Here is a 20,558-nt window from a genome sequence, read left to right on the forward strand (position 1 = left end):
ACTTATCCTGCGGGAATCAATTCCCGATCGTTATAGATAGCTGAATTCTGGAATAAATAGCCGATCAAATATAAAGAGCCGCATAAAACCACCAATTTGTCCGTTGGAGACTCTTCAGTTCTGGCGATCGCTTCATCTAAAGCCCCAAAAATATCAGCATAAGTCAAGCAATCGCTTAATTTAGGACATACCTGCCGAGCCACTGCTGCTAATTCTTCAGGTTTGGCACTACTATGGTCTGGTACGGGCACTAAATGCAATTCGTCTTTAGGTTTGAGGAGAGCTTCAAAAATATCTTCGCGATCTTTGGTAGACAGCATTCCCATCACCCAGACGACTGGCTGATTAAAAGTATCAACATATTGCCGTAAAGCTTTTGCTGCTGCGGGATTGTGCGCCCCATCAATTAAAATCGAACGTCCTTGCCAAGTTGCCCACTGCAATCTACCCAACCAACGAGTTTTATTCATTCCCGTCTGAATTGCCAATTCGGGAATATCCCAACCTTGCTGTTGTAAAATTTTAACTGTCGCGATCGCTAAAGCAGAATTACTTAATTGAATTTCTCCATGTAAAGGTAAGGGATATTGAATATCTTGATATTTTGCCCAGTTGGCATCATTTCTACCTGGTATTTCAATTCTACGGGCGGGTTTGACCCAAGTTACAGGACAATTTAATTCTTCTGCTTTTGCTTCAACTACATCTTTAGCTTCTAGAGGAAGCTTGCCTACTACTGCGGGACAGTTTGCTTTTAAGACTCCTGCTTTTTCTCTCGCAATATCTGCTAAGGTAGGACCCAAACGCTGCCAGTGTTCTAAGCTGAGAGAGGTAATCACACTAACAAGACTGCGTTCGGTAACGTTGGTAGCATCCAGCCTGCCTCCTAAGCCTACTTCCATAACGGCAATATCCACTTGAGAGCGTGCAAAATAAAGCCAAGCAGCAGCAGTGATTACTTCAAACTGAGTTGGGCTTTCCTTTTGAGGATCGATTGCCTGTTGAATGTCTTGTAAAATCTCGGCTAATTCCGATGATGGTATCGCTCTTTCGTTAAGATGAATTCTTTCCGTCCAATCTACCAAATGAGGAGAAGTATATCGTCCGACTCGATAGCCTGCTTCTGTCAAAATAGAAGACAAATAAGCACATACAGAACCCTTGCCATTCGATCCCGCAACATGAATAATGGGGATTTTGTCTTGAGGATTGCCCAAATCCGCTAGCAATTGTTCGATTCTTTTCAAACCAAGATTGACACCAAAACGTTGAAAAGGTTGTAAAAGAGAACCGATCTGATTATCGCCTGCCACCATAATTCCGAGTTTATTTTGCTCTTGCCTTAGATAAGTTCAATCATAATCCAAAGTGTTGCAACAATCTTTAATAAATATTAAATTTTTGATAAACCTTAGATAAAATTATTTGCACAGTAAATAGATTCCTATCCTGACGGGAAACTAGATAAGATATACGTTAATAGCGGAAAAAATATATAGCTTGCTTAATATAAAAGAGATATTGCTGATTTATGGCACAGATAGAAACTAGAACCGAACCCATGGTTTTGAACATGGGACCCCATCATCCCTCAATGCACGGCGTACTGCGCCTCATTGTAACTCTTGATGGGGAAGACGTAATCGATTGTGAGCCTGTAATTGGCTATCTTCATCGAGGAATGGAGAAGATTGCTGAAAACCGTACCAGTGTAATGTACGTTCCTTATGTTAGTCGTTGGGACTATGCTGCGGGTATGTTTAACGAAGCAATTACAGTTAACGCCCCCGAAAAACTAGCTGGGATTGAAGTACCCAAGCGCGCCCAATATATTAGGGTAATAATGCTGGAATTAAACCGCATTGCCAACCATTTATTGTGGCTAGGGCCATTTATGGCTGATGTGGGCGCGCAAACTCCCTTTTTCTATATTTTCCGCGAGCGAGAACTAATTTACGACCTTTGGGAAGCTGCCACTGGTCAGCGCATGGTTAATAATAATTATTTTCGTATTGGGGGAGTATCGGTAGATTTACCCTATGGCTGGATTGATAAATGCGAAGATTTTTGCGACTACTTCGATCCTAAAATCGATGAATATGAAAAATTGATTACCAACAATCCTATTTTCCGCCGTCGCGTTGAAGGAGTAGGTACAATTACTCGCGATCGCGCTATTAATTGGGGTCTTTCAGGCCCGATGTTAAGAGCTTCTGGGGTTAAATGGGATCTGCGTAAAGTAGACCATTATGAATGTTACGATGATTTTGATTGGGACGTTCAATGGGAAACGGCAGGGGATTGCTTTGCTCGCTATTTAGTCAGAATTCGCGAAATGCGCGAATCGATCAAGATTATTCGTCAAGCCCTTAAAGGTATTCCTGGGGGTGCTTATGAGAATTTAGAAGCTCGAAGAATGGCTGAAGGACGCAAATCAAAATGGAATGATTTTGAATATCAATATGTAGCGAAAAAAGTCGCGCCTACTTTTAAAATTCCTGAAGGCGAACATTACGTCCGTATGGAAAGTGGTAAAGGTGAATTGGGCATCTTTATCGTTGGTAATGATAATGTTTTTCCCTGGCGTTGGAAAATTCGCGCTCCTGACTTTAACAACTTACAAATCTTACCAGAATTGCTCAAAGGAGTTAAGTTAGCAGATATTATGCCTATTCTGGGTAGTATCGATATTATTATGGGTTCGGTAGATCGTTAGAATTTATTCTTCATTTAATTAAGAATCGAATATACATTATAGGGCGAATCAATTCGTCCTTTTTTTGTCACTAAAAAACATAGATTCTCTTGAATTAATCCTAATAAATTTACCAAAATCCTCTTTTACCGCTGGGCATTACAGTCATCCAGTTAGTTTTTACTTGTTCTATTTGTTCTTTGCTTAGATTGCTGTCTCTTAAATTAGCACCACACAAATTAGCACCTTTAAGCTTGGTATTTTTGAAATTAGAGTTATTTAAGTTGGTACCGCGCAAATCGATACCTTCAAGATTGCAAGATTTAAAAAACGATCTGCTCAGATTGGCGTTACGCAGCATAGCTTGACGCATATCGCACTTAGTGAAATTGCTATTACTCAGATCTGCATTCTGCAAATTAGTTTTGACTAATTTAGAGTTATGAAATTTCGATTCAGATAAATCTACCTTTTGCAAGTCTTGCATACTAATGTCTCTCAGCCCAAAATCTTTTCTGCCAGCACTATATGCTCTTAAAATATCTTCGGCTGAAGCTTTTATGGGTTTAACAGGAGTTTGAGAATTTCGAGAAACAGAAGTAGAGCCATGACCGCTTCTGGTGCTGGTGGTTCTGGAAGTCCGAGAGACTCTAGTATTGGGAGAATTTCTAGAGTTGCGGGAAACTCTAGTATTAGAAGCTGCATTACGACGAGAACCTCCTACAGAACCTCTCATTCCTCGACTGCTACGACTGTCTCTACTATAAATTGAAGAGTTAGATATTTCTGTATTACTAGGAAAACTGAGCATACTTTCAGACAAACTATCGACATGACTTTCTATATCGAGAGCTTGGAGTGCTTCTTCCGCAGTTTTATAGCGATTTTTTACCGCTACCTCCAGCATATTCGTCAGTATTTCTGCAAAACCATCGCTAACTTTAGCGTATTTAAACCAGTCAATTTCTCCTGTAATCGGATCGCAATCCATATTTTTGGGAGCTTTACCAGTCATCAAATACATAATCGTAACTCCCAAAGCATATACATCGCTAGCATAGACAGGGCGCATGGCTAATTGTTCGGGAGGGGCAAAACCAGGAGTACCTACAGCAAATGCGGTAAACGCTGTTTGATTTGAACCACCCGCACCGACAGAATTAACTTGATTTTTGACTACACCAAAGTCAATTAAAACTAATTTGTCATCAATTTCTCGACGAATAATATTAGCGGGTTTGATATCTCGGTGAATTACTTTTTGAAGGTGAATATCTCTTAAAATGACCAAAACTTCTTGCAGTACTTGTCTGGCTTTTGCTTCGTTTAAAACCCCTTGTTTTTTGACTTCCTGTTGTAGATTGTTACCTTTAACAAATTCTTGAATCAGATAAAATTGCTCTCGATCTTCAAAATAATCTAGCAATCTGGGAATTTGGGGATGATTGCCAACTCTGCCTAAAGTTTTGGCTTCTCTTTCAAACAATTCTCTTGCCATCGACAAAAAGTTAGGATTGTCTGTGTTGGGACGCAACTGTTTGATTACACATAATGGCTTGCCAGGTAAAGCAAGATCGGCTGCCAGAAAAGTAGCTCCGAAACCACCTTTACCAAGACCTTTTACTAAATGATAGCGACCGTGTAATAGCAGTTTCGATCCGCAAGCTTTACACAATTTTGACTTGGGATGATTGACTGGTTTAGGACAGGATGGATTTAGGCAATAGCTCATTCAAAATACCTATGAAGCTCTGTCTGACAAATATGTTTTCTAGGAGTAATTACTCCTAGCAATAGCGAAGTTAAAAGTATAAGAATACTAGTTTCTGGCTATTTCCTCCCCAGCATATCCTAAATTTTTTAAAATCAGTTGGGAGAGACTACGTAATATTAGTTAAATTGACAACATTATTTTTCTCGATCCTTTATTCTTCTAAAACTGGCTAAAGCTGCGATCGCTTCAGCTAAAATACTAATTAAACGATATAGAGCTACTGCGGTTATTTCTGCTGGAAATAAGGAGTCATCAAGTAAACTGTAGGCAGTGACTTCAAAGACTCCTAGTCCTCCTGGCGCACCTGGTACAATCAAACCCAATAACCAGGCAAAACTAAAAGTACCAATTAATTGAGGTATTTGTTCTAAGTTAACAGTTTGTAATGCTAGAAATACCCACAAAAATCCGCAACCTCGCAAGATAACGAAACCAATTTCTCCCAGAAAAGGTATTAAAGGATATTTTTTTAAAGTAATAGTTTGAGTTGCGATCGCATCGCCTGTTTTTTTACTTTTACTGCGAGATAGACGTTGTAGTAGAGGATTGAGAATGCGGGGATGGATGCCAATTAATATCCCAATTAAACTGAGTAATTGTAGGGCAACAATCGAGGGATTAAAATTTGTTTCTAGCCATCCTAAACTACTGGAGATCGTGCCTACTAAAAGTGCTGCGACAGCCATTAATAGAGGTTCTAGTAAAACGCTGAGAATTGCTGCGCCTTTCGATCCTCCTACCCGAGAGACCGCCAAAATTCTGCCGTAAAAATGCCAAATATTACCAGGAGTATATTTAGCAATGTTGGTTGTTAAATATACACGAATACCTTCTTGGACACCTAAAGGTTGCTCGAATAATTTTAAAATCGTCGTCCAAATCAAACCAGACCAAATATGAGCGCAGATCGTAATTAGCAAAGCCATTACCAGCATTAGCCAACTTTGGCGGTCGATCGCTATAGTAGTTATTTCTCCAAAACGATCTTTAATAGTTTTGATTAAGAAAAAGACTATTCCTCCCCAAATAAACCATCTTAAATAAGGTTTGATTCGAGCCAGAATTTGTTTCATAGTTTAATTGATAAAGATAATTTTATTCATTGATGGGGGCAAACACTTTCAAACTTTGAGGCAAACATTCGATTGCTAAAGGGGTATTACCAATAATTTCTCCATCCAGAACCACCTTTTGAGAAGGAGTAGCAGAGATTTTTACTCTGCGCGATCGCACGTGAACGATATTATCCAATTCCGCACTAGTTTTGATCAAAGCAGCACCCAACATACTAAAAAGAGTAGTCACTGCTTGCAGTTTATTATCAACTGTAGCGATCGTAATATCCAATAAGCCGTCATCGGCAACCACTTCCCCAATTCCCTGTGCTAACACCGAGGTGGGAGGGGCAGCATTAGCGACGGTAATTGCCCCTGCTTCAAAGGTTTTAACAACGCCATCAATTTCTACTTCTGCCTCGAACAATTGCTGTTCGTCTAGCTGTCGCCAACCCGCCATAATATAAGCCAACGAACCCCAACGATTTTTCGCCTCGCGATCGGCTTTTTCGATAGTTTCTGCCTCATAACCAACTCCTGCTAACAAGATTAAGGGCAAGTCATTACACTTAGCGGTATCTACTGTTCTAATTTTCCCTGCCAAAATAATTTCGCAAGCCCTCCGTATTGGGCTAATTTGCTGAACAATACCCAAAGCCATACCAAAAGCATTGGCAGTTCCACGAGGAATAATACCCAAAGGAATATCGGTATTGACTAACGCCCCTGCTACCGCCGAAACTGTCCCATCTCCCCCCGATGCAATAATCAAATCTGCCTCACTCGCGATCGCTTGTAATGCTAATTCTTGAGGATCGATATCGGGACTGGTTAAATGAACTTCTAAATGTAGGTGAGGTTCGAGCATTTGTTTGATAAAGTCAAGATCTTGTTGCCCGTTACCATTGCCCGATACGGGATTAAAAATCAAATGAGCTACTATGCTTTGGGCGAAACTTTTGGCGATCGCTTCTGCCGTTCCCAAATTAGTCGCCAAGGGTACTAAATGAACGTTGCAAATCCTTAGTAAAGCTTGAATATCTGGTTCGTGGGGTTGGGCGTTGAGAGGATCGATTAGAAAAATGACTGCAAGAATTTCCCCTTCCACGACTTTGGCAGCAATTTGAGCGTCTCCTCCTAGAGGTCCCGATGCCATCCTGTCAATTTTTAAGTTTGTGGCTTCTTGAATTAGTTTTCCTGTCGTCCCTGTAGCGATTAGATGATAGCGAGACAGCAGAGGTTCGTGACGAATGGCAAAATTTACCATCTGGTCTTTTTTATCGTCGTGGGCAATCAGGGCGATCGTTCTAGCCATAGTTTAGATGAAAGAAAACAGGAAAAATAATAGAGGTTCGGTTTTGGTACGGTTTAGAGATCGAAACCAGCGAAGATCGAAGGTTATAGATGCGTTAAAATCATTTTACTAACCTTGGCATAAAAGCAATAATTAAAGCTTACTAATTGTTTTTCTACCAATTTGCGCGATTCAGATAACAATATAACGTAAGAGGTAAATTAACTTAAGAACATTATGGATTCACCTATTAAGGCAGTACAAGCACCCTATAGAGGAGGCGGTGGCGGTAATTACCGTACTCCCCCCCCAGATTTACCTTCTCTACTTTTAAAAGAACGCATTGTATATTTGGGACTTCCTCTGGTTTCATCGGATGAATATAAAAATCAGCTTGGGGTAGATGTCACGGAATTAATTGTGGCACAATTGTTATTTCTTCAATTTGACGACCCAGATAAGCCCATTACCATGTATATCAACTCTACTGGTACTTCGTGGTATGGTGGAGACTCCATTGGTTTCGAGACGGAAGCCTTTGCTATTTGCGATACTATATCCTATATTAAGCCTCCCGTACATACGATTTGTATCGGTCAAGCAATGGGTACTGCGGCAATGATTCTCTCTGCGGGAGAAAAAGGTTATCGTGCTAGTTTGCCTAACGCTACCATAATTCTCCATCAAGCTCGTAGTGGCGCGCGGGGTCAAGCGACTGATATTCAGATTCGCGCTAAAGAAGTAATCGAGAACAAACGGGCAATCTTGGATATTTTTAGTAAAAATACAGGTCAAGCGATCGAAAAACTAGAAAAAGATACCGATCGTATGTTCTACATGACTCCTCAAGAAGCCAAGGAATATGGTTTGATCGACAAAGTCCTCGAAAGTACTCAAGATTTACCTACTCCTGTTTCTACTCTGACGTAAAAAAATAAGTTTAAGATCGAATAATTATTATGCCTATTGGTATCCCCAAAGTTCCCTATCAACTTCCAGGTCAGCAATACAGCGACTGGATTAGTATTTACGACCGTTTGTATCGCGAGCGCATTATCTTCCTGGGAAGAGGCGTTAACGACGGTTTGGCAAATCAAATTATTGCCATCATGCTTTACTTGGATTCTGAAGATCCAGGTAAGCCTATCTACCTTTATATCAATTCTCCTGGCGGTTCGGTAACTGCTGGTTTGGCAATTTATGACACAATGCGCCATCTCAAATCAGAAGTGGTTACCATCTGCGTTGGTTTAGCTGCTTCTATGGGTGCATTTTTGCTTTGTGGCGGTACAAAAGGCAAGCGTTTGGCGTTACCTCACTCCCGTATCATGATTCACCAACCTTTAGGGGGAGTTCAAGGACGCAGACAAGCGACTGATATTGATATTGAAGCGAGAGAAATCTTACGTATTCGCGATCAACTCAATCAAATGATGGCGGATAATACAGGACAGTTGATCGAAAAAATTATGAAAGATACCGATCGCGATTATTTTATGTCTGCTTATGAAGCCATGGAATATGGTTTGATCGACAAAGTAATTGAAGACAAAGAATAATTTTAGCGATCTTGCTCAATTAGTTAGTTGAGTTGCTCTTTGGTCTTTAGCGGGTGGAAATGCTGGTGTCTGGGACTCTTATTTCCCACCCGCCCGAAGGGTTTTAATCGCTGCTTGTAATGTAGAGAAGCTTTAACTAATAACTAGTACGGACGTTTCATGAAACGTCCCTAACTAATAACTAATACTAGATCCATAGTCGGTAGCTTAACCCGAACTCAGATCAAATACTTTTTCTAAAATAAATTAGCAATGTAATCTTTAATTAAATCGATAAACTTTTCTACTGCCACTGCACCAAAAACTAAAATAGATGTGGTCAATGCTAGTCCAAGGGAGCAAATAAACAATCCTGCGATACAAATCAAGCCGTCATCTTCCAACAAACCAAAAGCAGTGACAAAAATACCGATCGCGGGTAAGGTATTTGTTCCTGGAATGGGAATCATCATTGAAACTGACATTAAAGCGATCGCACAACCCAGCATGATTTTACCTGGAATGCTGGTACAAAGATAAGCTATGCGGGGTTTGGTAACATTCTCGATTTTCTCAATCCAAGGAGTCCCCATTTTAATGAATTTTTGTACTGTTTCTAGCTTCATTGAGCCTTGTAAGATCTTATTGGGCAACCAAGGGCGATCGCGTCCGACAACTAGCTGAATTGCTAAGAAAAACATGGCAATCCCGAAAGGAACAGAGTATCCAGGGGCTGGAATCGGTAAAGCAGAAGGTAAAGATAAAATTACCAATAAAAAGCCAAATACTCGTTCTCCAGTTAAAGTTAAAATATCGGATAGGGTTACTTTCTCGTCTCTTGCTTCTTCAAAAAAATAACGATTTAATTCGACCGAAAGTTTAGCCATTTTTTAAAATCTAGAAAAATAATAGTAGATATTGTAATAAACCAAAATAAAGTAAAAGGCGGGCAAATGCCCACCTTTTCATTTAACATTGAACAATTATTGGTTTTCGACCCTATAATTTTTTAGTACTTATAAGCGTCGGTTTTGAAAGGTCCATTCATCGGTACGTTGATATATTTAGCTTGCTCCTCAGTTAACTGAGTCACCGTACCGCCAAATCCAGCTACCATGTAACGAGCTACTTCTTCATCTAGATGTTTGGGTAGAACTTCCACAGTAATTGCACCAGCTTTTTCTTCAGCAGGCTTGTCGGCAAACTTGCGTTCGTATAAGAACATTTGCGCCAATACTTGGTTGGCAAAAGAGCCATCCATAATTCTGGAGGGGTGTCCAGTAGCATTACCCAAGTTAACCAAACGTCCTTCAGAAAGAATCAATAAATAATCTTGAGGATCGTTGCTGCGATAAACTTGATGTACTTGGGGTTTGACTTCTTCCCAACGCCATTCTTTACGCATAAATGCAGTATCGATTTCATTATCAAAGTGACCGATATTGCAAACTACCGCCCCAGGCTTGAGGCAAGTTAACATATTGGAATCGCAAACGTTGAAGTTACCAGTAGCAGTAACAATCATATCGAGAGAGCCTAACAACTCTTTATCGATAGAATCCATTGTGCCGTCATTTTGACCGTTTTTGTAGGGAGATACTACTTCAAAGCCATCCATACAAGCTTGCATTGCACAGATAGGATCTACTTCCGATACTTTGACAATCATGCCTTCTTGACGCAAAGAAGCAACAGATCCTTTACCCACATCACCGTAGCCAATTACCAAAGCTTTTTTCCCAGCCATTAGGTGATCTAAACCGCGTTTGATGGCATCGTTTAAACTGTGGCGACAACCGTATTTGTTATCGTTTTTAGTTTTGGTTACTGCGTCGTTAACGTTGATTGCAGGAATTTTTAATTCGCCTTTTTCTAGCATTTCCCACAGACGGTGAACGCCAGTAGTAGTTTCTTCAGTCACGCCGTGAATGCGGTCTAACATTTGGGGATATTTTTCGTGGATATGACCTGTCAAGTCGCCACCATCATCGAGAATCATATTGGCATCCCAAAGGTCGCCTTCAGCGTTGTGGCAAGTTTGCTCGATACACCAAATATATTCTTGTTCGGTTTCTCCTTTCCAAGCATATACAGGAATACCAGCAGCCGCGATCGCCGCAGCAGCATGATCTTGAGTAGAGAAGATATTGCAAGAAGACCAGCGTACTTCAGCACCCAATTCAATTAGAGTTTCGATTAAAACTGCTGTTTGAATGGTCATGTGGATACAGCCAATAATTTTTGCTCCTTGTAGGGGCTTAGTCGCGCTGTATTTATTGCGAATTGCCATCAGTGCGGGCATTTCGCTTTCAGCAATAGAAATTTCTTTGCGACCCCATTCTGCAAGGGTAATATCGGCTACTTTATAGTCTTGAATATTTTGTTTTTCTTTGGCAGGTGCTTGTGCTGTCATAGATTCTTAGTTGGTTAAAGTACTATCTGTAAAATGTTGGCTTGGTAAACCTTAGTTAAACCCTAAAAAAGATTGGCTTAATTTCAATAACTCTATTGTTCTGGTTAGGGATTAAGTCATAGCTAAATGATTTCCCTTATCTAAGATGATAGATAATCAATAGCTTTCAATGCTAGTTAAATGGCAACTAAGATTTGGCTTGTATTGGAAATCTAATCTCTACTAAATCTCGCTCGAACTGATATAAATGCTTGCAAAGCTTGCTAATAAGTAGTAATTGCCTAATCCCAAACATTTTCTAAGTAATATAACATAATTGCTCGTGCTGTAACAGACAGGATTATAATTGGCAATTTACCATTTAATTTGAAGCAGACTAAAATTAGTTCTTACTTAAAATTCTCTTTCTAAAGTATGGCGAACAAGTCTCTAAATCTCGGTACAATAAGAAACTGCATGAAAAAAATATTAATTATAAGCTAAGAGGTATTTTGTGAGCGTTAGAGTAAGGATTGCCCCCTCACCTACGGGAAATTTACACATCGGCACGGCAAGGACGGCGGTATTTAATTGGCTGTATGCTCGCGCCAAACAAGGTACATTTGTTTTAAGAATTGAAGATACAGACGAAGCGCGATCGCGCCCCGAATATACTGAAAATATCAAGTCAGGATTGGCATGGTTGGGTTTAAACTGGGACGAAGGACCTTTTTTCCAAACTCAACGATTGGATAAATATCAAGCAGCAGTACAAACTTTGATTGACAAAGGGCTAGCATATCCTTGTTATTGCACTCCTGAAGAACTAGACGAGTTGCGGGAAACCCAAAAAGCCCAAGGGAAAGCTCCTGGTTATGATAATCGCCACCGCAATTTATCGGCAGAAGAAAAGCAGGCTTTTGAAAGTGAGGGACGCAAGCCAGTAATTCGCTTTAAAATAGACGGCGATCGCACTATTGCTTGGCAGGATAGCATTCGCGGCACTGTAACTTGGAAAGGTAGCGACCTCGGTGGAGACATGGTAATTGCTCGGGCTGCTAGTGGAGACGAGACGGACGTCACAAGCCCTGGAGGAAACCTCCAGGGTCGCGTCCTCCCTTACGGACAGGCTTTATATAATCTAGCGGTAGTGGTGGATGATATCGACATGAAAATCACTCACGTAATTCGTGGGGAAGATCATATTGCTAACACTGCCAAACAAATCTTGCTTTACGAGGCATTAGGCGCAGAAGTACCTACTTTTGCTCACAGTCCTTTGATCCTCAACCTAGATGGAAAAAAACTATCCAAACGAGACGGAGTAACTTCCATTGATGATTTCCGCAAACTAGGATTTTTGCCTGAAGCTTTAGTTAACTATATGACCTTGTTGGGCTGGACTTTTCAAGACTCTACTAAAGAAATTTTTACTTTAGATGAAGCAGCAGCAGAATTCGATCTCGAAAGGGTTAATAAAGCAGGGGCTAAATTTGACTGGGATAAGTTGGATTGGATTAACAGTCAATATCTCCACGATCTGCCCGCCGATAAGCTCACAGATCTGTTAATTCCTTTTTGGCAAGAAGCGGGTTATGCAGTAGATAAATTCGATCGCTCTTGGTTGGAAAAATTATCTGCTTTAATTGGATCTACCCTAACTCGTTTGACTGATGTGATGGATCGAGATGTAATGCTAGCTCGTTTGGGAGAATCTACAGCCGCAAATTTAAAAGATGCGATCAAAGACACTTCTATTGCCTCAGACATTCATGCCTTTTTCGCCGATTCCGTTGATTATGCCGATGATGCGCTGGATTTACTCCAACAAGAAGGAGTCACTGCGGTAATCTCAGAAATTATGGCGGGAATTGATGGGTCAGCAATGGCGGAAGAAGATGCCAAAGCACTAATTAAACAAGTAACCAAAAGTCAAAAAGTCAAAAAAGGTTTGGTCATGCGATCGCTCCGTGCCAGTTTTACAGGAGAATTACACGGTCCCGATTTAACTCAAACATGGTTGCTACTTAACAAAATCGGTGTAGATAAAACTCGCTTGCAACAAGCTTTAGAAAAAATTTCTAGCTAAACTGAATTCAAGCAATTCTTTTATCTCAAACTCAGGTTATTGTCTGGTCTCTCTTGAGAATAACTAGGAATAACCTGAATCTTAACTGGTCTACCGCTAAAATTAAACTGTTACAGTTGGAGTCCGAGCGCAATAAATAAAACTATATTAAATGTGTATTTCAAAAGTATTTTGTGATTCCGATTAGAACATATTGCTCTAAGCTAGAGATATAAAAATAGCCCAATATAACCTATGAATTCAATAGTAAAAAAATATTGCTCTAATTCTTCTATCTCAGAAAACAGTCGTTCTTCCTTAGATCCCGAACGAACCTACACATTCAATAAAAGTTTCGACTTGGTCGTAGGTATTGCTACTGCTGCGATCGCTTTTCCCATAGTCGCCCTCACAATTTTAGTCGGTAATTTTTGTAGTCAAGAAAAATGGGAAGAATTTTGGGATAATTTCTGATAAATTGCTCAAACTATTGACCTCAAACTTACGTTTGGGAATTATTACGCCATCGCAAGACTAAAACTAAGACTCCTAACAAAATAATCAATCCAGTCCTCAATATGCTGGCAAAATTCAAGTCCAGAACACCCAAATAATGAGAACCCGATAAAATTATATGAGCGATCGCCAGAATCAAAGCGGGAATAGTTAGAAGATGTATTTTGCGCCACCGTTGACCGAGTTTTTTTTGCCAGCCATCACTACTAGTGATTGCAGCGGGAAATAACAAAAACAAACTCAAAATTCCCATTCCAATACCAAAACGATGTTGCGGAAGCATAAAAGCGATCGCATCCAAGTTCCAATTAAGAGAATGGTCTAGCATATGGGCGGTGTGAGCCATAGCTAGAATAAAAGCACCAACTCCAATAGCACGACGATATTGCAAGGGAGCATTCCAAATTCCCCCTAAAGGACGAGCAATTAAAGCTAACATTAATAATACCAAAGCAAAATGTCCTGTATAATCGACCATTGCATCAGTTCGTAACAAAGTTAAGATGCCGATGGTTACAGTAATATAGCCCCCTAAGCGAAATAATTGACTGCGCCTGTTAGCACTAACTTTAGCGGCAAACACTCCAATTCCCCACATCATTGGTGTCGTACCCAAGCCAAAGCAAACCATGACAATCCCACCTTGTAGTAGGTCTCCTGTTTCTACTGCCTTGAGTTGGGCTGCATATAAAAATCCACAGGGAATTAGACCCCACAAACTACCCAATAAAGCAGGAGTCCACCATTTCCCGCGGGCAACCCGATTCATGCCTGAATTTAGTCGGTTATGGAGAATACTTTGTAGGGGATTGAGAAAAGGTAGTTTAGGCAACCAATTAGGTTTAATTTGTCCGATGCCAAACCAAATCAATAAAATACCAGTAAATATTGCTATAAATTGGCGGAAAAAACTTCCTATTCCCGCTAATTGACCGCCAGCCACCACAATAGAACCCAATCCTCCTAAAGCAGCACCGACTAAGCCATAGCTGATTATTCTACCGATATTTAAGAGTAAATGGAATTGCCAGCCATTAAATTCTGCGGGATTTTTATCTTGTTGAGAAAGAGAAAAAGCAACAGTCAAAGGACCACACATTCCAATACAGTGACCGAAACTGCCAAAAAATCCCAATGCCAAAATTAGCAATAAATCTACCACTATTCCTATACTAATGATTTGCTGGGTTCGGTCGGGCTATTTACTTCCGTATTAGAAAGATTTTCAATAACTGCTAGCATTTCTCTCTCAAAGCTAACTTGAGCGCGATTGGTTTTTGCCCCAAAATAAAAGCAATCCCCTTGTTCTAATGCCCAAACTTGGGAATGGGAAAAATAGCTCATCACTACTCCGATCATTAGCAATGCGAAACCAGCATAAACAATAGGTACGCCAGGATCGGCTTTAATTTGCAAACCCGTACTACCAATGATATCCAGTAATTTAATTTTGATGCCATCAACTTCAACACTTTGACCAATCCGAATCGCGCTGGTTAATTCTCCCTTTTGGTTATAAATTAATGCTGTCCCTTGTAAATCTTTAATCAGCATCGAAACCCCAGAACTCATATCGGGTTTGGTGGGAATCCAAGTACCCCAAATATCTCCCGTACCTAAAGTATCTAATTTGGCTACGGGTAATTGAAAGATTGGACTGTTATTAAGTTGGACTTTGATTCCTGCAATACTCCAATTGGTTTGATAGAGAGTTACTCCGTCATAGCGCAGGGGATGATTGACGTAGATAGTTTCTCTTTTTAATTCTTCTCCATCATTATTGACTACTGAAAGATCGGAATAAAACTGATCGATATCTCCATTACTGGTATATTCAATCCAAAAACGATTTACCTTGACTTGCCAGTCATCGGGTATCTGGGGGCGAGAAAAAGGTCCTGCTTCAATAATGTTTTGGATTTTAAAAATGCTGCCACTAGGTATAGATTCTTGAGCGAAAAATCCCGTGAAAATTCCCCACATTCCTCCCAATAAGACAATTATCATGCCCAAATGAACGATAATTGGGCCAATACGTCCGATTATCCCTTTACGAGCATATAAAGTATTATCTTGCTGCCAGACTTGATATTTTTGTCCTGTTAAGAGAGTTGCTAAAGATTTTAAAGAACCTCGATCTAATTCGGCACTCAAGGCTAACTTGGCAAACTGTTTGGGCTTTTGATAATACTTCCATTTGCGGGCTGCTTTCAAAGCTGGTAGCTGTCTTCTAAAGGTACAAGCAGTCAAACTCGCCCCAAACAAAATTAGCAGAGAAAGATACCACCAGGTACTATACACATGATTGAAACCCGCAATTAAAATAACCTTCCAGGTCAAAAAACCATACAAAGCAGGAGATTCGGGATAATTTTCTTGATAAAAACTCAAAGTCTCCGACTGTTCGATTACCGTGCCGATGATGCTAACTATTGCGATCGCCAATAATAAAACAATTGCTAATTTTAAATTGGCAACCATAGCAACCAAACGGCGAAACAAAAATCTTGGTTTTAAAGATGAATTCATTATAAATAGTAAACTTTACCTGCGATCGCCTACTTGACACAAAGGTCGCTGGAGAAGGGATCGTCTCAAATTATTAACTAGTATAAAATTTAAACGTGCTGGCGCGCTAAACAATGAGCAGCAAAACCAAAAATAGCTACCCCCAAAAGATCGCAGGCAAAATCTACTAAAGAAAAAGTTCTGGTAGAGACAAACATCTGAGAGCATTCTCAGTACTGTTCGGATAAGCCATGAAATCAAGGGGTTGAGGGAGGGTGTTGGGTGTTGGGTGTCGGGGGTTGGGGTCATTTCTTCCCTACACCCAACCACCTAAATTCGAGACCCCCTAAAGGGTGAGACAGTTCCTTCAACGGGTCACAGACTCCTTCGGATTCGGCACTTTTCTCAAGTCGGGGACCGCCTACCGAAAGTGCCTCACCGCAACGGACTGTCTCACCGCGTCGCCGTTAGGCGCGCCCTCGGCAATAACCTCAACGGAGGGAACCTCCGCAACGGTTTTGCCTCGCAAAGTAAGGCGTTGCTGTTTGCCGCAACTAATGCTCGAATTACCCTACCCCCTTTCTCACCGATAACTTTAGTTAACCGAACAGTATTGAGAGCATTCTTCGATCGCAATGACAGCCACCACAATACCGATAACTATGAGAGTCGATTTTTGAGAGTTGTAAGACAGTCGAGGTACAAAACTCAGAACTGCTAAAAAAAAGAATTACCTAAATTGTTATTTCTCAAAAAAATAATTACTACAATAAATGAAGCGAAAGATAAGAATAAATATAAAATTATATTTTGTTTTTTCATCGATTTATCAACTCTCTATAAAGTAAAACTTTTTAGCTACAATAGTTGATGAATAGAGCTAATCAATATCTAAAACAACTATTTTAACTGCTAATACAAAAATATTTGCTAAGTATGAAGAAACAGCTATATATAATTAGTTTTATTTGTGCCATATTTTTTAATGGGTATCTAACTAAAAATACGGCTGCAACTACTATAAATACTCAAGCTGAAATTTCTGAGGAAATAGTCTTTAATAACTCCAGTAACGAGTCAACCAATGATTCGACAACAGTTATCCTCTTAATTGGATTAATTGCTACTGGTGGTATCTTATTTTGGTATTTTTCTCAGTCTCGTAAAGGCAATAGTTCTGGTTTTCCGTCCCTCAACCATAAATCTAATACTCCATTACTAGATCGCGTCAGCCCCAAGCTACGTCGTCAACTACTAAGATTAATTAACGATCCCAAAACGGCTAATAGATTGTTAACGGGTATTCAAAAAAATAATGGCGATCGCTCTCCTAACTGGATAGCGGAAAAAGCAATTTATGACCTCCGCAGAGGTAGATAAATTAACTCATAAAATAAAGCAAGGGACTAGATGACAACGCATCATAGTCCCAATTTTTTTGAAATAATTTTTATTTAACTGTCGATGAATTTTTAGCTGTTGGGTACGGTTTCTACCCCACTCGCACCATCAACTCCAGAAGCAACCTCCTCGGCTTGGGCGAGAACTCCCTCTGCATCGGGGTTATATTTCAAAACTACAGTACTGCCAGTTTGGGCTACCCAAAGACCAACATTATCAGACACTCCCGCATCATCTAGTGCTTTAGCAACCCGCTTTGCCAAGCCACTTTCATCAAATTGCCCGTCCAAACCAACTTTTTCAGGTGCAATACCATTTTCGTCTGCTGCTGCCGCTACAGAAACATCGCCTGCTGCTGCTGCTTTATCTTCTTCTTTTTTACCGAATAGTTTTCCTAGAAAACCCATCGTTATATCCTCTTTATGTTAATTTCAGTTCGCAAGTACAAAACATAACTGCACTTGCTTGGCAGTATAAAGGGGAGTTAGAAAAACCAAGTCTATAGTAATAAAGATTTTAGATTCGATCGCTTTTAAGATTTTTTGCCCATTTCTCCCAAGTATTTAGCTAAATAAGGAGAAAATACTTCATAAATTAAAGTTAAAGGCTGGCGATCGTGCCAAAATAAATAGTGACGACCCCAAAAAGGTGCTTTTTGCCCGAATTCTTGTTCTAAAGCGGGACAGTGACCGCAATATACTCCCCGCACGTCGCGATAGAGTTCGGTATGCAAAGTAGAAAGACTACGCCAAATGGGTTGCGATCGATTTTGTAGATAATCATCCACTTCTCTAGCATTCCACCAAGAAGCAGCATAAGCTAGTCGTTGACCAGATGCTGTTTTCAACCAGACTTGTCTTCGCAATCTTGGCTCTGCAATAGCTTGAATTTCTTCAGGCGCGCCATCGTCGCTTTTACCAATTAGCGACATATCGATTACATCTACTTCGGTCTTTTCTCCCGTCAGCAACTGTAAAAGATGAGTAGGAGAACCATCTCCCAACAACAAAATCTGCCAGGTTGGTGCTAGTTGTTCGTGGGGTAAACCTTGCTGCACCGCTTTTTTCCCTCCTTGCCAAATTGGTTGGAGAGAATGCCAGCTACTAGGGGTAGTTTGAAGATTGAATGGTTGGGTTGCAGTCACTTTTAGTTACAAAACTTTATTCTTGTTAATAAAGATGGTAGCGTTATTTGCCAAAAATTTCTCGTTTCTCGTCTCCGACAATGGGAGGTTCAATGGTCGATGGTGATAGTTTCTGTAGGGATAATCTTGACTTTCAGATCGATTTCTTTATCTAATTCTTGGGTGAGGAGATCCTTAATTTTGACCAAGCGATCGCGATTTATCGATCCAGGGGTAGCAGCGACAACCACTTCCACGGTAATATTTTTACTGTTGCTGGGGTTATTTTGAATTGCGATCGTCCTAATGTCGCTATTAGATAAACTGGGTATTTCCCTGCGAACTATTTCATTAACTTGATAACGAGCGTTATTTTGCACAATTAAACTTCTCAAAGACCAACCTAAAGGCAAACCTAAAATTAACAGGGTAGTAATGGTAAAAATCAATCCTTGTTTGGCTCGTTCGATACTACCGTAAGACTGAAGCAGCAAGATGATTACCCCACTAAAAATAATTCCCGTGAGGTTGGTAATAAATAATAGTAAAGCCCCGACTGAAAGAGAAGTTTCCCCCCAAGCTATACCGATCCCCACCACACTCAAAGGCGGAACTAAAGCTACTGCGATCGCAACTCCAGGTAGAGCGTCGGCGATTCGTTTGCGAGTATTAGCAAATGCCCCCGCTGCCCCCGCTGCTAAAGCAATGACCAGATCTAAAAGATTGGGAGTAGTGCGGGCAACAATTTCTGGGGTGGCTGTTTTTAAACCAATTAGCAAGACTGTCATGACAGAGATGAAGACGGTAAATAATACTCCTGTAAAAAGAGTTAAAAAACAACGTTTTAACAGCCTTCGGTTGGCTACCGTAGAAGAATAAGCAATTCCCGTAATTGGGCCAATCAAAGGAGCGATAATCATTGCCCCAATAATAATTGCCACGCTATTTGCCAACAAACCCAAAGTTGCAATTAACCCCGATAATCCTAATAGAACATAGAAACTCAAGGAAGGTACGGAAGCACGCCATAAATTGCGATTGAGAGTTACAATCGGCAAAGGTTTTTCGGCTAGCCAATGCCAATCTCCACTTTGACTATTCCAAGAATCTTCGATCTTTTTGGTCTGAACTGGATATCTTTGACGAAAATATGCTTTGATTCGAGCGTACCAACCAATATTAGGATTGAGAAGCAGCATAGGAGAGTGGGGTACTAGGGGACTGTTATTTGGCGCAGCGAAAACCAGCAATTATTTGTCTGACATGGGGATGATACCAATTACGAAAAGTAGTTCTTAAAGCATAATGATTTGTCGCCCAACTTCCTCCCCGCAAAACTCGATGTTGACCATCGAAATAGACTTGGGAGTAGCCAGTATAGGGATAGCTAGTAAAACCAGAATAGCCATCAAACCAAGAGTTCGTCCATTGCCAAATATTACCTAACATCTCTTCACAACCGTTAGAAGTGGTTAATTTTGCTGCTTTTTCCCATTCTGCTTCGGTAGGCAATCTTTTGTTAACAAATTTGGCGTAAGCTTCCGCTTCATAATAGCTAACTCCACATACGGGAAGATTTAATCTTTGGCTGTCATCCGTCCAATATAAGGGTCGATCTAGGGAATTTTTTTGCAACCAATGCCAACCTTCAGGCGACCAATACTGAGATTTTTGATAGCCTCCCGCAGTGATAAAATTAGCGTATTCTTTCCCAGTAACAAGAAAGCGATCGAGCCAATAGGTGTTTAAATATATTTTATGAGAAGGACGCTCGTTATCTTGAGCAAAAATTTCGTTGCTACCTAGAATAAATTCTCCTGCTTCTATTTTCACCATCTCCTCCGCAACCGAATTACGGCTATCTTTGACAAAGCTAAAGCGAGCGCGAGGATCTTCTAAAGCATTCTCATGACAGTATAGTTTCCAGAGAAAAGCGATCGTCTCGCAATGTTGACCCTCGTGTTGAATCAGCCATTGCCAGAGTCTTTCTTGTTTTTCTATGGGTGCAGATTCTAAATACTGCAGTACTCTTGTTCTAACTGTAGCTAAATAGTCTTCAACAGTCGCCAAACTAGGTAAATTTTCTCGTTCTTTCTTGGGTAACCCATCCGCAGCAAAGAGACGATGGTATTGCCTAAAAATAGGAGGTAATTCCGCCAATTGTTCTAAAATCCAATAGGCTTCGGTAAAAGCA

General features: G+C 40.4%; 19 protein-coding genes. 7 read left to right on the forward strand and 12 right to left on the reverse strand.

What is annotated here, in order from left to right; all coding sequences use genetic code 11:
- Window positions 1–2: 2 nt before the first annotated feature.
- A complete protein-coding gene (locus AC33VI_RS21075) occupies window positions 3–1,316 on the reverse strand; it encodes a bifunctional folylpolyglutamate synthase/dihydrofolate synthase (RefSeq protein ID WP_491784229.1) in 1,314 nt (437 codons plus the stop codon).
- A gap of 215 nt (window positions 1,317–1,531) precedes the next feature.
- Here AC33VI_RS21075 and AC33VI_RS21080 point away from each other — a divergent pair, with 215 nt between their 5' ends.
- The gene (locus AC33VI_RS21080) at window positions 1,532–2,716 is read left to right on the forward strand and encodes an NAD(P)H-quinone oxidoreductase subunit H (RefSeq protein ID WP_491784230.1); all 1,185 of its coding nucleotides are present in this window, start codon (window positions 1,532–1,534) and stop codon (window positions 2,714–2,716) included.
- A gap of 109 nt (window positions 2,717–2,825) precedes the next feature.
- Here the strand turns inward: AC33VI_RS21080 and AC33VI_RS21085 are convergent, their stop codons facing one another.
- The 3 genes from AC33VI_RS21085 to mgsA form a co-directional block, all read right to left on the reverse strand.
- Complete coding sequence (locus AC33VI_RS21085; protein WP_491784231.1) at window positions 2,826–4,427, reverse strand: serine/threonine-protein kinase; 1,602 nt, start codon at window positions 4,425–4,427, stop codon at window positions 2,826–2,828.
- Window positions 4,428–4,603: 176 nt separating this feature from the next.
- Window positions 4,604–5,542, reverse strand: a complete 939-nt coding sequence (locus AC33VI_RS21090) for a lysylphosphatidylglycerol synthase transmembrane domain-containing protein (protein WP_491784232.1) — start codon at window positions 5,540–5,542, stop codon at window positions 4,604–4,606.
- Window positions 5,543–5,564: 22 nt separating this feature from the next.
- Window positions 5,565–6,839 (reverse strand): methylglyoxal synthase, encoded by a 1,275-nt coding sequence (mgsA, locus tag AC33VI_RS21095; RefSeq protein WP_491784233.1) that lies wholly within the window; start codon window positions 6,837–6,839, stop codon window positions 5,565–5,567.
- Between the two features lie 216 nt (window positions 6,840–7,055).
- Here mgsA and AC33VI_RS21100 point away from each other — a divergent pair, with 216 nt between their 5' ends.
- On the forward strand, window positions 7,056–7,748 hold the full coding sequence (locus tag AC33VI_RS21100; RefSeq protein ID WP_491784234.1) for an ATP-dependent Clp protease proteolytic subunit: 693 nt from the start codon (window positions 7,056–7,058) through the stop codon (window positions 7,746–7,748).
- Between the two features lie 29 nt (window positions 7,749–7,777).
- Complete coding sequence (locus AC33VI_RS21105; protein ID WP_491784235.1) at window positions 7,778–8,377, forward strand: ATP-dependent Clp protease proteolytic subunit; 600 nt, start codon at window positions 7,778–7,780, stop codon at window positions 8,375–8,377.
- A 236-nt stretch (window positions 8,378–8,613) separates the two neighbouring features.
- Here AC33VI_RS21105 and AC33VI_RS21110 read toward each other — a convergent pair whose 3' ends face one another.
- Both AC33VI_RS21110 and ahcY read right to left on the reverse strand, forming a co-directional pair.
- Window positions 8,614–9,243: an exopolysaccharide biosynthesis protein gene (locus AC33VI_RS21110; protein WP_491784236.1), complete on the reverse strand. Its 630-nt coding sequence runs from the start codon at window positions 9,241–9,243 to the stop codon at window positions 8,614–8,616.
- Window positions 9,244–9,365: 122 nt separating this feature from the next.
- Window positions 9,366–10,769, reverse strand: a complete 1,404-nt coding sequence (gene ahcY, locus AC33VI_RS21115) for an adenosylhomocysteinase (protein ID WP_491784237.1) — start codon at window positions 10,767–10,769, stop codon at window positions 9,366–9,368.
- A 493-nt stretch (window positions 10,770–11,262) separates the two neighbouring features.
- Between ahcY and gltX the strand changes: the two genes are divergently transcribed.
- A complete protein-coding gene (gene gltX / locus AC33VI_RS21120; RefSeq protein WP_491784238.1) occupies window positions 11,263–12,837 on the forward strand; it encodes a glutamate--tRNA ligase in 1,575 nt (524 codons plus the stop codon).
- Between the two features lie 234 nt (window positions 12,838–13,071).
- Window positions 13,072–13,290: a hypothetical protein gene (locus AC33VI_RS21125; RefSeq protein ID WP_491784239.1), complete on the forward strand. Its 219-nt coding sequence runs from the start codon at window positions 13,072–13,074 to the stop codon at window positions 13,288–13,290.
- Window positions 13,291–13,318: 28 nt separating this feature from the next.
- Here the strand turns inward: AC33VI_RS21125 and AC33VI_RS21130 are convergent, their stop codons facing one another.
- Window positions 13,319–14,494, reverse strand: coding sequence for an urease accessory protein UreH domain-containing protein (locus tag AC33VI_RS21130; RefSeq protein ID WP_491784240.1), 1,176 nt, complete (start codon window positions 14,492–14,494; stop codon window positions 13,319–13,321).
- Window positions 14,495–14,499: 5 nt separating this feature from the next.
- Complete coding sequence (locus tag AC33VI_RS21135) at window positions 14,500–15,861, reverse strand: cytochrome c biogenesis protein (RefSeq protein WP_491784241.1); 1,362 nt, start codon at window positions 15,859–15,861, stop codon at window positions 14,500–14,502.
- A 409-nt stretch (window positions 15,862–16,270) separates the two neighbouring features.
- On the opposite strand from AC33VI_RS21135, the gene AC33VI_RS21140 reads away from it, so the two are divergent.
- A complete protein-coding gene (locus tag AC33VI_RS21140) occupies window positions 16,271–16,561 on the forward strand; it encodes a hypothetical protein (RefSeq protein WP_491784242.1) in 291 nt (96 codons plus the stop codon).
- Window positions 16,562–16,776: 215 nt separating this feature from the next.
- Window positions 16,777–17,220: a hypothetical protein gene (locus AC33VI_RS21145; protein WP_491784243.1), complete on the forward strand. Its 444-nt coding sequence runs from the start codon at window positions 16,777–16,779 to the stop codon at window positions 17,218–17,220.
- A 92-nt stretch (window positions 17,221–17,312) separates the two neighbouring features.
- Here AC33VI_RS21145 and AC33VI_RS21150 read toward each other — a convergent pair whose 3' ends face one another.
- The 4 genes from AC33VI_RS21150 to AC33VI_RS21165 form a co-directional block, all read right to left on the reverse strand.
- The gene (locus AC33VI_RS21150) at window positions 17,313–17,648 is read right to left on the reverse strand and encodes a hypothetical protein (RefSeq protein ID WP_491784244.1); all 336 of its coding nucleotides are present in this window, start codon (window positions 17,646–17,648) and stop codon (window positions 17,313–17,315) included.
- Between the two features lie 125 nt (window positions 17,649–17,773).
- Window positions 17,774–18,385: a chorismate lyase gene (locus AC33VI_RS21155; RefSeq protein WP_491784245.1), complete on the reverse strand. Its 612-nt coding sequence runs from the start codon at window positions 18,383–18,385 to the stop codon at window positions 17,774–17,776.
- An 89-nt stretch (window positions 18,386–18,474) separates the two neighbouring features.
- Entirely contained in the window at window positions 18,475–19,563 is a 1,089-nt protein-coding gene (locus AC33VI_RS21160; RefSeq protein WP_491784246.1) for a TIGR00341 family protein, read from the reverse strand.
- Between the two features lie 25 nt (window positions 19,564–19,588).
- Window positions 19,589–20,558 (reverse strand): SUMF1/EgtB/PvdO family nonheme iron enzyme (locus AC33VI_RS21165; protein WP_491784247.1); only part of this gene is annotated, 970 nt, incomplete at its 5' end.

It is taken from the genome of Waterburya sp., from assembly GCF_058530065.1.

Excerpts from the sequence above, each read along its gene's own strand:
- AC33VI_RS21075 (WP_491784229.1), bottom strand. The coding sequence starts at position 1,316 with ATGGTGGCAGGCGATAATCAGATCGGTTCTCTTTTACAACCTTTTCAA.
- AC33VI_RS21080 (WP_491784230.1), top strand. The coding sequence starts at position 1,532 with ATGGCACAGATAGAAACTAGAACCGAACCCATGGTTTTGAACATGGGA.
- AC33VI_RS21085 (WP_491784231.1), bottom strand. The coding sequence starts at position 4,427 with ATGAGCTATTGCCTAAATCCATCCTGTCCTAAACCAGTCAATCATCCC.
- AC33VI_RS21090 (WP_491784232.1), bottom strand. The coding sequence starts at position 5,542 with ATGAAACAAATTCTGGCTCGAATCAAACCTTATTTAAGATGGTTTATT.
- mgsA (WP_491784233.1), bottom strand. The coding sequence starts at position 6,839 with ATGGCTAGAACGATCGCCCTGATTGCCCACGACGATAAAAAAGACCAG.
- AC33VI_RS21100 (WP_491784234.1), top strand. The coding sequence starts at position 7,056 with ATGGATTCACCTATTAAGGCAGTACAAGCACCCTATAGAGGAGGCGGT.
- AC33VI_RS21105 (WP_491784235.1), top strand. The coding sequence starts at position 7,778 with ATGCCTATTGGTATCCCCAAAGTTCCCTATCAACTTCCAGGTCAGCAA.
- AC33VI_RS21110 (WP_491784236.1), bottom strand. The coding sequence starts at position 9,243 with ATGGCTAAACTTTCGGTCGAATTAAATCGTTATTTTTTTGAAGAAGCA.
- ahcY (WP_491784237.1), bottom strand. The coding sequence starts at position 10,769 with ATGACAGCACAAGCACCTGCCAAAGAAAAACAAAATATTCAAGACTAT.
- AC33VI_RS21125 (WP_491784239.1), top strand. The coding sequence starts at position 13,072 with ATGAATTCAATAGTAAAAAAATATTGCTCTAATTCTTCTATCTCAGAA.
- AC33VI_RS21135 (WP_491784241.1), bottom strand. The coding sequence starts at position 15,861 with ATGAATTCATCTTTAAAACCAAGATTTTTGTTTCGCCGTTTGGTTGCT.
- AC33VI_RS21145 (WP_491784243.1), top strand. The coding sequence starts at position 16,777 with ATGAAGAAACAGCTATATATAATTAGTTTTATTTGTGCCATATTTTTT.
- AC33VI_RS21150 (WP_491784244.1), bottom strand. The coding sequence starts at position 17,648 with ATGGGTTTTCTAGGAAAACTATTCGGTAAAAAAGAAGAAGATAAAGCA.
- AC33VI_RS21160 (WP_491784246.1), bottom strand. The coding sequence starts at position 19,563 with ATGCTGCTTCTCAATCCTAATATTGGTTGGTACGCTCGAATCAAAGCA.